The following is a 12,308-nucleotide window of genomic DNA, read 5'->3' on the forward strand; positions in this document are numbered from 1 at the left end:
TGAAGCTATGTCTGTACCCGTAAAAAATATCATTGTCACTATTACATTGGATGATAACCGCGTGCCTCAGTTTGCCTATGAGCCGGACGGCCCAGTAGTGGTAGATAAGCCCAACACTCATATTATCTATAAGCTACAGGACAAGACAGATATGGATTTGGCCTTTGTTGGCGCCTCCTTCGATACCCCCTTCGACGGCATTATCGATGCGGTCAAGACCGAGGCGCCGGATATGCTGATACTGATGGATACCAATTCTGTGGTAGGCAAGACAGGCTTTAGGCTGATCCTCAGTAACAGCAACAATACTCTATTGGTTTCCAGCCAGGATCCTCAAATAGTGAATACTGGCAATAACTGAGTTAGTTTTATTGTCAAGTACTTCAATCTGGCTTGATTGCATTCATCTGGGTGGCTTCTGTACCTGAGCCACTCAATCAGTTTTTCTTCTCCACATAAGGCATGTGGATCTAATTGACATGGAGTCGTTATGCGTATTGCTTTGATGGTCAGCGCGCTGCTGGCAAGCTTTCCCCTGGCACTGAGTGCCGCTGCACAGGCCGAGATCGTTCTGGCGATGGCATCGGTAAAGAATGACGCCGAGTTGCAACTCTTACTGTCCTAGCCCGGATCCTGAAGTCGTAAATAAGCCTGACGAAACAAGTTGTAGAAGTGAGATATTCTGCTTGTTTTTGTTTAAATGTGGGGGCTCTAATCTTAAAGCTGTCACTAAGGATATAAAGTAACTATTTTCCCCGAATCGTGCCGAACGGGGGATTCTTTCCCGCCCGAAAAGCTCCTATGGTTGCCAATCATTGCCGTATTTTTGTGGTTGAACGCCTTTCCTGCCTACAGAAGGTTTGAATTATTAACGATATTTTTCAATTAATTACATCGTAAGCTTATCAGAAGGTTAGCCTTGTACGTACGCGCTAGAGTTATCCCTGTCGAAATTGAACAACCCGCAGGTCGGGAGGGAGAACAGCATGGCAAGCCCCTACAACAATGAAGCTGGTTTTAGTCAGTGTGAGTGTGACAGCGAGGCTCTGGCGACCCTGATTGAGTGCATGCAGCAACCTATGGTGCTGGCCGATGGTGAGGGTAAAGTGTTGGCGGTGAACTCTCCGGCGGCCGAGTTGCTGGGTGATCAGAGCGAAACCTTTGCCGGTGAATTTTGGCATACCTGGTTGGCGGCGCCTTACCGTAGCCGCTATGCCAGCATGTTCAGCAGCCAATACGGTCGTCAGGTACCGCTGCAACATGGCCCCTGGGAGGTATTGCTCAGACGTGTCGATGGGGTCGAGCTGCCGGTGAATCTGTCGCTTTCCTTTATTCAGGGCTTGCTGCCGCTGTTTGTGATTGGTTTGCATGATCTCAGCGGTCACAGGGATGAGATTAAACGCCTGTCCACCCTGGCGGCGACCGACTATTTGACCGGACTGGCCAATCGCCGCACTTTTACCGAGACACTGGAGCGCCAGTGGCAGCAGTGCGTCGATAAGCACAAGCCCATCAGCACCTTGATCATAGATGCCGACCATTTCAAACAGTTCAACGATCAGCATGGTCACCTGATGGGGGATGAATGCCTGAAATTGATGGCCAAGACCATAGCTGCCGCGTTGCCTTCGCCCCAGTGTCTGGCGGCGCGTTTTGGCGGTGAGGAGTTCGCCCTGGTGTTGCCCGGATTCAACAGCGCCATGGCCTGGGTGGTGGCCGAGCAAATAGCCGAGGCCATTCGTAGCCTGGACTTCGTCAAATTGGGGCTGAGCCGTGAGGTTTGTGTCAGTGTCAGCCAGGGGATTGCCACTGAGATCAATGGCCAGTACCGCACCGCCGAGGCCATGCTCAGCGCGGCGGACACAGCCCTGTACCGGGCCAAGAGCGATGGCCGTGACAGGATTAAGTTATCCGCCTGAGGAGGAGAGGATGAACTGGTATGTGATGACGCTGATGCCCAGCGCCCGGGAGCGGGCCGACTGGTTTGTCGATATTCAGCTGCGGCGCTACTGCCATTCGCCGAAAAAAGCCGCCCTGAGACTGTGGAAGGGCTATTGCACCGAGCCTTTGGTAAGACAGCTGCTGAGCGACTTACAACAGATAGCAGCGGCTGAGGGGCAACTCCCGGCGGAAGAGCTGCGCTATTTGCAGGCCTTGCTGGCCCACTTCGACTGGTTGGCGTGTCAGCAACAGATGCGTTTGAGTCTCTCCTGAGTCTCACTGTGAAAGTGATAGAGAGCATCCTGAGGCTTGTCCTGACGCCAAAGTGCCTTATCATCCAGGCCCAGCAACAGGGCGCGCAGGATAATCCCTGTCAGGCCGTGCGACACAAGGATCACCCGCTCCGGGGTTGCTGGATCGGTCAGCCAATGTGCCAGCCGCTGTTGCACCTGGGGGAGTGTTTCTGCGCCCGGGCCCTGCAGATACCAGTCATTGCGCCCGGCAAGCTCGGGTCTGGCGGCGTGGATATCGGCGACCCGGGTCTGTTCCCATTCACCTAAACCGCATTCAATCACCCTGGGCTCGGCGATAATGGCGCCGGGATCCCGGCAAAGTACCTCTGCCACCAGAGTCGCCGTTTCCATGGCCCTTCCCAGCGGGCTGGAAACCAGCTGAAATTCGTGTTCAGGATTTATTGCCGATTGCAGCCGTTGTTGCAAGACAACACCATAAGCTCTTGCCTGCGCCCTGCCGAGTTCGGTCAGCGGTGAGTTACAGTGTCCCTGCAGCTTACCGGCGGCATTAAATTCAGTTTGGCCGTGGCGTAGTATAAATATTTCCTTTGGCATGGCGGTCAATTCCCGATACTGCTTAAACGGTTGGCTGCGAAAGAGGGTACTCCCCGGCTGCGGAAGGAGCAAGTTGGGACTGAATACTAGTGACTCACTTGCCATGGGCTTCCAGGCCATCTGCATCGCAGGTGATGGGCTGCAGCTTAGCCAGCAGATAAACCCAAGGTCATTGGTTAGTTTTTGCCTGAAGCTATGATAGCCGCTGTGCCAGCGGCCTAAAGTCGTGGTGTAAGTGCATCCATGCACAAAGGCCAGTTCGCCATCCCTGGCTCTCGCTCGTAGCCGGTCGCTAGGCGACACTCGCCCCTGATTCGACTGGCGCTGCTTCGGCATCAAAATCCTTCCATGGATAAAGGCCTGCTCGCCTTCCTTGGCTCGCGTTCATAAGCCACTCGCCACCGGCGAGCATTCGCCCTCAGCCACGTTATTTGTGCCAACGGCTTTCGGCGACACCGAGCCGAGGGGGAGAGGAGGTGTAATTCTTTCCACACAGAGTCGTTTAAAGCTGCAAACATACGCCTATTTTCCAGGCACAGGCGGAACTGTGACCTTCCGAGCCCGGGATGGCGAGGCAGAGCTTACAGGGATGTACTCGCAGCGAGTCACAGGATCGCCTGTGCATAAGCCTGCGGCAGGCAATGGGAGACATCCGTTGCTGGAAGTTCAATCTATGTTATTTGGCTATTTTGAGCTGAAAGCAATGCTAGCCGCTGTGCCAGCGGCCTAAAGTTGTGGTTCAAATGCCTCAATGCATAACAGCCAAGTTGCCATCTCTTGATCTCGCTCGTAAGCACGTTGCTGCGCAACTCTCGCCATGTCACAGGGGAGCCTGTGCGAAAGGCGCACCGCAGGTGATGGGCTGCATTGAGGCCTGAAGCTATATTAGCCTCACTGCCAGGGCTCGCTATGTAGCAGATAATCTCTTGTGTTTATAAGGCAATAGCGGTTTGGAAATAAGCCCCGCTATTGCCAAACCCTTCCTCAATCGCGTGTCTGACCTGTGCCATTGACCAGGAATTTCTCCGTGGTCAATGATTCCAGTCCCATGGGGCCGTAGGCATGCAGCTTAGTGGTGGCGATACCGATTTCGGCACCGAGCCCAAGCTCGCTGCCGTCGCTGAAGCGCGATGAGGCGTTGACCATCACCACAGAGGCATCGACCCCTTGCTGAAACTGTTGCGCCGCTTGCTGGCTTTCGGTGCAGATCACCTCGGTATGGTGGCTGCCGAAGCGGGCGATATGCTCCATGGCATCCGCCAGCGAGTCGACCTGGCGTACGGCTATTTCCAGGTTCAGGTATTCCTGGCCGAACTCATCTTCCGTCAGCACAGTGGCCTGGTCGAAGAAGGGGGCCGCCTTCTCATCGGCATTGATCTTCACCCCCTTGTCGGCCAAGGCCTGAGCGGCGATAGGCAGCCAGACTTTGGCGATATCCTTGTGTACCAACAGGCCTTCCAGGGCATTACAGACACCGGTGCGCTGGGTCTTGCCGTTGAGCAGCAGGTTGAGCGCCTTTTCCACATCGGCATCTCTGTCGACATAGAGGTGACAAACGCCTTTAAAGTGCTGGATAACCGGGATTTTAGAGTTGTCGCTGACAAAGTTGATCAGGCCTTCGCCGCCTCTTGGGATCACCAGGTCGATATAGTCGCGCTGTTGCAACAGTTCCAGCATCAGGGCGCGGTCGGGATCCGGCACCACGGATACCAGCGCGGTCGGCAGTTTGAACTCCTGCAGCACTTTGTGCAGCACTTTGGCTATCGCCAGGCTGGAGTTGAGCGCCTCTTTACCGCCGCGCAGTATTACCGCGTTGCCCGATTTGAAACACAGCGCTGCGGCATCAGCGGTCACATTGGGGCGCGCCTCATAGATCATACAGACTACCCCGAGCGGCACTCTGAGCTTGCTTATCTGAATACCGTTGGGGCGGCGGCCCAGCTCGCGGCGCTGACCCACGGGGTCATCCAGCTCGACTATGGTGTCAATGCCACTGGCCATGGCGGCGATCCGCTCTGGCGTCAGGGTCAGACGGTCGAGCATGGCTTCGCTGAGACCTGCGCTGCGGGCCGCCAGGAGATCTTCCTCATTGGCCTTGAGAATATTGTCATTTTCAGCGAGAAGCGCCCGGGCCATCGCTTTCAGCACCTGATTTTTGGTTTGGGTATCTATGAGTGCCAGCTCCCTGGCCGCCTTGGCCGCTGAGCTTGCCAGTGTGGTTATCAGACTCATTTGGGTCCTCCTTTGTTCGTTGCGCTACTCTGCTGGCGGGCCGCTGCTATTTCTCCAGTTGCGGCGTTTTACTGAGCAGGGCGATATCTTTTTCCGAGACTATGCCGCCCAGGCTGTCGGTGAAGCTGTCGGCCAGTTCAGGGTCTTCCTGCTCGGCGATAAAACTCAGCAGGCTGCTGCTGTAGTTACTGCGGGCCTTGGCCAGACGGGTGCCGTCGTCGCTGCGCAGCAGTATGGTATCACCGGCGGCAAAGTTACCTTTGACCTCAAGTACTTCATTGCTGGAAAGCTCGGCGCAATTCTTGGCGCTGTCCATCTCCTCATCGGCGGCGACTATCACTTCCCCTTGAGCCCTGACAGTGTGGGTCAGCCAATGCATCCGCTCCTGCAACGGAGTTTCGGATGCCCGGAACAGGGTGCCGGGATTGCGGCCCGACAACAGGGCATTAAAGCTCTCCTCTTTGAAGCCGTTGACTATATAGGTATCAATGCCGTGGGAGCTGGCCTTTTCCGCCGCTTCTATCTTGGTGCGCATACCGCCGGTACCGACATCGCTGTGACTGCCGCCGGCCATGGCATAGATGGCGGCATCGATTTTATTGACCTCGGGCAGCAGCTCGGCATCGCTGTGCAGATGCGGGTTTTTGTTGTAGAGGCCATCAATATCCGAGCAGATCACTAAGGTATCAGCGTCGGCCGCGGCCGCCACCATGGCCGACAGGTTATCGTTGTCACCCACCTTGAGTGCATCTGTGGTGACGGTATCGTTTTCGTTGAGGATCGGCAGTATGTCGTGATCCAGCAGGGTAAACACGGTTTCCCTAATCGACAGGTAACGCTCTCTGTCGCGTAGATCGCCATGGGTCAGCAGAATTTGCGCCGTGGGAAAGTCGAAAAACTTATCCCAGGTCGCCATCATCTCAGTCTGCCCGGCGGCGGCCATGGCTTTTTTCAGTACTACCTGGGCCTCCGGGCTATTGGCTTCACTGCCCGGTTTGAGCGGAAATCTGTGGGCTCCGGCGGCAATTGAGCCGGAAGAAACCAGTATGGTCTGAATGCCTTTAGCGCGGCAGCGCACAATGAATTGGGCTATGGCCAGCAGATAGCGCGAGCTACAGCCCTGTCTGTCAGGGGCAATCAGGGCGCTGCCGACTTTTAAAACAATTCGTTGCCTTGGTTGCTTATTCATAACTTCCTTAACCTGTTTGAGGTGTTACTTCGAAGCGGATTGGGGATTGAAGCTAGACCCGGCGTCTGCCACCGGGTCTATAACGGGATTTGTACTATCCAGCTATCAGCCGACCTGCTGCAGCTTTTCCCGGGTAGCGTGGAAGGTCTCCTGCACTGAGTGTGAGGGATCCTGGCTAAAGTGACTGACCAGCACTATCGCCGCAGAGCTTATGATAAAGCCGGGAACTATCTCGTAGATCACGCTGGAGAGTGTCTTGCCATCGGGCAACACCGGCAGCAGGATCCACAGCAGCACTGTGATGGCGCCGGTGAGAATACCGGCGACGGCGCCCGAGTGGGTCATCTTCGACCAGAACAGACTGAACAGCACCAGTGGCCCGAAGGCGGCACCGAAACCGGCCCAGGCGTTACTCACCAGTGACAGTATGCTGCTGTTGCTATCCAGGGCCAGCAAGGTGGCCACGGCAGCAACGGCAAATACCCCGAAACGGCCTATATTCACCAGCTTCTTCTCGTCTATGTCCTTGTGGAACACGGCGCGGTAGACATCCTCTGTCAGCGAGCTGGATGACACCAGCAGCTGTGAGGAGATGGTGCTCATGATGGCTGCCAGAATCGCTGCCAACAGGAAGCCACTCACCAAGGGGTGGAACAGAATTTCCGAGAACAGAATAAAGATGGTTTCCGGGTCCTGCAGCCCTGGGTGGAACTTGTTGACATAGGCGACACCGATAAGGCCTGTGGCCAGGGCGCCGAGTATGGTCACCAACATCCAGCTCATGCCTATGTTGCGGGCCGTCTTGATATCTTTAACCGAACGAATTGCCATAAAGCGCACTATGATGTGGGGTTGCCCGAAATAGCCCAGTCCCCAGGCCATGCTGGAAACAATCGCCAGCAGGCTCATTTTCTCCACAGATTCAGACAGAGGCACTATGGTGTGATTGGCCTGCGCCATCATCTCTGTGCCATTGTTGAACTCCTGAAAAGCCACTATAGGCACCATCACCAGGGCGACAAACATAATACAGCCCTGCACAAAGTCGGTCATACTGACGGCCAGAAAGCCCCCCAATAGGGTGTAGGCCACCACCACTGAGACAGTGATCACCAGGCCAAGCTGGTAACTCAGGCCGAAGGCGGATTCAAACAGTTTGCCCCCGGCGACCAGGCCGGCAGAGGTGTAGAGAGTAAAGAAGAGTATGATCACCGCTGCAGAAATCATCCGCACCGAGCCGTTTTTCTTCTCGAAGCGCTTGCTGAAAAAGTCCGGCAGAGTCAGGGCGTCATCTGCTTCCTGGGTATAAACCCTGAGCCTGGGCGCCACCAGCAGATAGTTGAACCAAGCGCCGATAAGCAGGCCCAGCGCAATCCAGATGGTGTCGAAGCCGATAACAAACATGGCGCCAGGCAGACCCATCAGCATCCAACCACTCATATCGGAAGCGCCGGCCGACAGCGCCGTGACCTGAGGGCTGACCTGACGGCCGCCGAGAATGTAGCCCGAAATATCATCGGTAGAATTGCGATAGGCAAACAGGCCTATCGCCAACATGACCACAAAGTAGATGGCCAAAGAGATATAACTCGAATAATCCATAGATTAGTGCCCGTTATTGCCACTGAAGGCTTGATTGAGTTTTTGTTTGCAGAATGGGTACAGGTAGGTTGAGAGTACGAGCCAGAAACACCCTAATTGGATCAGGTACTTGGCTTTATCTCTGAGGCTGATTTGGTAGCGTGAAAGATGACTGTCAGACTCCTGTGAGCTGTTGGCATTCATCGTGATTCTCCTTCCTTAAGTTTCAGCTAAAGTGGGACTAGCGAAAAACCACTTGAAGGCTAACCAATTAATTGATTAGTGTTCAAATGGTTTTGGTTCGAACGATATTATTCATGTTTATCAGAAAATGATCAAGTTTCTATCTGAGTGATTCACTGGGTTATGACTTGATGTCTTGTATGTTTTTCATTAAAAATCATTCGCTTATTTTTGATAAAACTTAATCTTTTCAATTTTTAATATATTGCATGCAATTATAAGACAAGCGATAAGATCTCGATTTGAGCTATAACTGTTTTGCAATCAAGCTCTGAAATAAGCCGGAAATAATTAGAGTTTAAAATTAATTTACGACAGTACCTGACTCTGCTAAATGAACAGTTGCAACCCAGCGCAATCGCTGGGCCAGATCTCCAATTCCAATCCGATAGACTCCTCAAAATAGCGCTTGAACTATAGGTGTTTTTATATATGATTTAGCACATATCTGTTTATCCATATATTCTCCAGGTTACTGAAGATGCTCATTTGAGTGGCCAACTGAAACGGCAGATGTATGGCAGGCCGACTAATGGCCTTAAGGAGTGGTGCTTATCATGGAACTAACCATTTTTTTCAAAGCCTTGGCCGATGAAACCCGGCTGCGCAGTCTGCTGTTGATCCTGCAGCAGGGAGAGCTTTGTGTCTGCGAGTTGACTGAGGCCCTGGCCTTGAGTCAACCGAAGATCTCCCGTCATTTGGCGCAGCTGCGAACTCAGGGGCTGCTGCAGGACAGACGCCGGGGCCAATGGGTGTTTTATCGTCTCAGCCCCGAACTGGCACCCTGGTGCGAGCAGTTGCTGCGGGACACACTGACGGCCAACCCTGGCTTTATTGCTGATGAGCTGACTCGGCTGGAGGCTATGGCCTCGAGGCCGCAAGCTTGCTGTTGAAACAGGCCGAAATCTATCACTTGAGCGCCGGAAGTTAACCGCCGGGGGATCGGAGAGGGGGATGTATGGGAATTTTTGAACGTTGGCTCAGCCTGTGGGTAGGGCTGTGCATTTTAGCTGGGATAGCACTGGGTTATTTGGCGCCGGGTGTATTTACCGCGGTGGCGGCGCTGGAATACGCCCATGTCAATTTGGTGATCGCCGTGCTTATCTGGGTGATGATCTATCCCATGATGGTGCAAATTGACTTTTCCGCTATCAAGGATGTTGGCCGAAATCCCAAGGGATTGCTGCTGACGCTGGTGATCAACTGGTTGGTGAAGCCTTTTACCATGGCGCTGCTTGGCTGGCTCTTCTTTCGTTTTCTGTTTGCCCCCTGGGTCGAACCGCAAACGGCGCAGGAGTATATCGCCGGGATGATCCTTCTCGGAGTCGCTCCTTGTACCGCCATGGTGTTTGTCTGGAGTCAACTGACCCGGGGCGATGCCAACTACACTCTGGTGCAGGTATCGGTCAATGATGTGATCATGATTTTTGCCTTCGCACCACTGTCGGCGCTGCTGCTGGGGGTGAGTGATATTCAGGTGCCATGGGAAACCTTGATCCTATCTGTGGCGCTGTATGTGTTGCTGCCCTTGTTAGCCGGGGTATTGACCCGCAAACACCTCAATAGCCGACCAGAGGCAATCACGGCCTTGCTGTCCAGGCTCAAACCCTGGTCGATATTGGGGCTGCTGCTGACGGTAGTGCTGCTGTTTGCACTGCAGGCCGAAACCATAGTGGCCCAGCCGCAAAATATTGTGCTGATCGCCATTCCACTGTTACTGCAGACTTACGGTATTTTCCTGCTGGCCTGGTGGCTGGCGAAGCGTTTGCGCCTGCCCCACAGCATAGCCGCTCCGGCTTGCATGATAGGCACTTCCAACTTTTTCGAACTGGCGGTTGCCGTGGCTATCTCCCTCTTTGGTCTGCACTCGGGAGCTGCGCTGGCCACAGTCGTTGGGGTACTGGTGGAAGTGCCTGTGATGCTGTCCCTGGTGGCATTTGCCAACCGTAGCCGCAGTAACTGGGCAGCGGCCAAAAAATTAACGGAGAATTGAGATGACAATAAAGGTGGGAATTAACGGCTTTGGCCGTATGGGACGGCTGGCCTTGAGGGCTGCCTGGGATTGGCCGGAACTCGAATTTGTGCAGATCAACGACCCTGCAGGTGATGCCGCCACCCTGGCGCATCTGTTGGAGTTTGACTCGGTTCATGGCCGTTGGTCGCACCCAGTCGAGCATGAGGGCAGTGCCATAGTCATAGCCGGTCGGCGGATAGTGACCAGTCGCAATCAGGCCATTGCAGACAGCGATTGGTCTCAATGCGATCTGGTGATCGAAGCCTCGGGCAAGATGAAAACCAAGGCGCTGCTGCAAGCCTATCTTGATCAAGGGGTGAAACGTGTGGTGGTTACAGCGCCGGTGAAAGAGGACGGTGTCGCTAACCTGGTGATGGGGGTGAATCATCAGAGTTACGACCCGGCCAGGCATCCGATAGTAACAGCCGCATCCTGTACTACCAATTGTCTGGCGCCTGTGGTCAAGGTTATCCATGAGAACTTCGGCATTCGCCATGGCTCCATGACCACTATCCACGACATCACCAATACCCAGACCATATTGGATGCGCCCCATAAGGATCTGCGCCGAGCCCGCGCCTGTGGCCAGAGCCTGATCCCGACCACCACAGGCAGTGCCACCGCCATTACCCATATTTTCCCTGAGCTGAAAGGCCGCCTCAACGGCCATGCGGTCAGGGTGCCGCTGGCCAACGCCTCACTGACCGACTGTGTGTTTGAACTGGAGCAAACAGTGACAGAGCAACAGGTCAACGACTTGTTGCAACAGGCGGCCGAGACTGAACTCAAGGGCATTCTCGGCTTCGAGTCGCGGCCGCTGGTGTCGGTGGACTACAAGACAGATTCCCGCTCCTGCATAGTGGATGGGCTGTCCACCATGGTGATCAACGGCACTCAGCTCAAACTCTACTGTTGGTATGACAACGAATGGGGTTATGCCAATCGCACCGCCGAGTTGGCGCTGATGGTGGGCCGTTTGGACCGGGATGCCTGAAGGACAACACCATGGCTGAAATGAGTCCGGCGCTGCGCCAATATCTGCTGATCACCGGCAACTACTGGGCCTTTACCCTGACAGATGGTGCGCTACGCATGCTGGTGGTGCTCTATTTCTATCAGTTGGGTTACGGTGCGCTGGCCATTGCCATGCTGTTTCTCTTCTATGAGTTTTTCGGTGTGGTAACCAATCTGTTGGGCGGCTGGCTCGGCGCCCGTTTGGGGCTCAACCGCACCATGAATATCGGCCTTGGGCTGCAGATAGTGGCGCTGGCCATGCTGTTGGTGCCTCAGGCCTGGCTGACCATTCCCTGGGTAATGGCGGCCCAGGCGCTGTCGGGGATAGCTAAAGATCTCAACAAGATGAGTGCCAAGAGTGCCATTAAGACTCTGGTACCCAAGGATGCGGCTCAGGCGGGACAGACCCTGTATCGCTATGTGGCGTTGCTGACCGGTTCCAAGAACGCCCTCAAAGGAATAGGTTTCTTCCTCGGCGGCGCCCTGCTTAGCCTGCTGGGATTTGCCGGTGCCATTGCCACCATGGCCGCTGTTTTGACCTTGGTGTGGTTGAGCTCGCTGCTGTTTCTCAAGGCGGAACTGGGCCTGGCCAAGAATAAGCCCAAGTTCAGTGAGCTGTTTTCCAAAAGCCGGGCAGTGAATATTCTCTCTGCGGCCAGGCTGTTTCTGTTTGCTGCCAGAGATGTTTGGTTTGTGGTGGCCTTGCCTGTGTATCTGGCCAGCCAATTTGGCTGGGATCACTGGCAGGTGGGGGGCTTTCTGGCCGGCTGGATTATCGCCTACGGCTTGGTGCAGGCCCTGGCACCCAGACTGACCGCCAGGACTGACGGCAAGACAGCCGGCAAGCATAAAGGCTCGGCCTTGCCGGGACGGGCGGCGGCGCTCTTCTGGTGCGGCTTGCTCGCTCTGGTGCCCGCGCTTATCGCCCTTGGGCTTGATAGCCAATACTCCCACGTCTGGCTTATCGGTGGCCTGTTGCTGTTCGGAGCCTTGTTTGCGGTGAACTCTTCGCTGCACAGTTTTCTGATTGTCAGTTATGCCCGCGAGGATGGGGTATCCCTGGATGTGGGGTTCTACTATATGGCCAATGCCGCCGGGCGCTTGCTGGGCACAGTGCTTTCCGGTGCGCTGTTTCAGTGGTGGGGGCTGGAGGCTTGTCTCTGGGTTTCCAGCGCCATGTTACTGCTGACTCTGATTATCTCCCGTGGTCTGCCCCAAGAGTATGAGGCGTAATGATCCATTGCAA

Annotated in this window: 13 protein-coding genes; 8 read left to right on the plus strand and 5 right to left on the minus strand. The window is 54.8% G+C overall.

Translation table 11 applies throughout. The features are described 5' to 3' along the window. The first annotated feature begins 7 nt into the window (after positions 1–7). The 4 genes from WKR14_RS02965 to WKR14_RS02980 all read left to right on the plus strand — a co-directional run bounded on the left by WKR14_RS02965 (position 8) and on the right by WKR14_RS02980 (position 2,214). A complete protein-coding gene (locus tag WKR14_RS02965) occupies positions 8–361 on the plus strand; it encodes a DP-EP family protein (RefSeq protein WP_101056723.1) in 354 nt (117 codons plus the stop codon). A gap of 129 nt (positions 362–490) precedes the next feature. Then, positions 491–625 (plus strand): hypothetical protein, encoded by a 135-nt coding sequence (locus WKR14_RS02970; RefSeq protein WP_339087347.1) that lies wholly within the window; start codon positions 491–493, stop codon positions 623–625. A 361-nt stretch (positions 626–986) separates the two neighbouring features. Continuing rightward, positions 987–1,919: a sensor domain-containing diguanylate cyclase gene (locus WKR14_RS02975; protein ID WP_165564444.1), complete on the plus strand. Its 933-nt coding sequence runs from the start codon at positions 987–989 to the stop codon at positions 1,917–1,919. 10 nt (positions 1,920–1,929) lie between these two features. Next, positions 1,930–2,214, plus strand: a complete 285-nt coding sequence (locus WKR14_RS02980) for a hypothetical protein (RefSeq protein ID WP_101056720.1) — start codon at positions 1,930–1,932, stop codon at positions 2,212–2,214. Here the strand turns inward: WKR14_RS02980 and WKR14_RS02985 are convergent. From WKR14_RS02985 to WKR14_RS03005, 5 genes are all read right to left on the minus strand, one after another. Next, positions 2,184–2,789: a histidine phosphatase family protein gene (locus WKR14_RS02985; protein WP_101056741.1), complete on the minus strand. Its 606-nt coding sequence runs from the start codon at positions 2,787–2,789 to the stop codon at positions 2,184–2,186. The two genes, WKR14_RS02980 and WKR14_RS02985, sit on opposite strands and share 31 nt — an antisense overlap. 984 nt (positions 2,790–3,773) lie before the next feature. Further along, positions 3,774–5,021, minus strand: a complete 1,248-nt coding sequence (locus WKR14_RS02990) for a glutamate-5-semialdehyde dehydrogenase (RefSeq protein ID WP_165564446.1) — start codon at positions 5,019–5,021, stop codon at positions 3,774–3,776. Between the two features lie 46 nt (positions 5,022–5,067). Continuing rightward, complete coding sequence (gene proB / locus WKR14_RS02995) at positions 5,068–6,210, minus strand: glutamate 5-kinase (RefSeq protein ID WP_093982026.1); 1,143 nt, start codon at positions 6,208–6,210, stop codon at positions 5,068–5,070. Positions 6,211–6,315: 105 nt separating this feature from the next. Beyond that, on the minus strand, positions 6,316–7,812 hold the full coding sequence (gene putP, locus WKR14_RS03000; RefSeq protein ID WP_100143042.1) for a sodium/proline symporter PutP: 1,497 nt from the start codon (positions 7,810–7,812) through the stop codon (positions 6,316–6,318). Between the two features lie 3 nt (positions 7,813–7,815). Further along, a complete protein-coding gene (locus tag WKR14_RS03005) occupies positions 7,816–7,995 on the minus strand; it encodes a hypothetical protein (RefSeq protein ID WP_039034429.1) in 180 nt (59 codons plus the stop codon). A gap of 596 nt (positions 7,996–8,591) precedes the next feature. Here WKR14_RS03005 and WKR14_RS03010 point away from each other — a divergent pair. The 4 genes from WKR14_RS03010 (at position 8,592) to arsJ (ending at position 12,295) form a co-directional block, all read left to right on the plus strand. After that, positions 8,592–8,927, plus strand: coding sequence for an ArsR/SmtB family transcription factor (locus tag WKR14_RS03010; protein ID WP_028779633.1), 336 nt, complete (start codon positions 8,592–8,594; stop codon positions 8,925–8,927). A gap of 65 nt (positions 8,928–8,992) precedes the next feature. Next, positions 8,993–10,027, plus strand: coding sequence for an ACR3 family arsenite efflux transporter (gene arsB, locus WKR14_RS03015; protein WP_101054790.1), 1,035 nt, complete (start codon positions 8,993–8,995; stop codon positions 10,025–10,027). A gap of 1 nt (position 10,028) precedes the next feature. Then, positions 10,029–11,042, plus strand: a complete 1,014-nt coding sequence (locus WKR14_RS03020; protein ID WP_339087349.1) for an ArsJ-associated glyceraldehyde-3-phosphate dehydrogenase — start codon at positions 10,029–10,031, stop codon at positions 11,040–11,042. 11 nt (positions 11,043–11,053) lie between these two features. Then, positions 11,054–12,295 carry an organoarsenical effux MFS transporter ArsJ gene (arsJ, locus tag WKR14_RS03025; protein ID WP_339087350.1) on the plus strand — a complete coding sequence of 414 codons (1,242 nt, stop codon included), beginning with the start codon at positions 11,054–11,056 and terminating at the stop codon, positions 12,293–12,295. The last annotated feature ends 13 nt before the right edge of the window (positions 12,296–12,308 follow it).

This window comes from Shewanella chilikensis, assembly GCF_037953065.1.
GTDB lineage: Bacteria > Pseudomonadota > Gammaproteobacteria > Enterobacterales > Shewanellaceae > Shewanella > Shewanella chilikensis.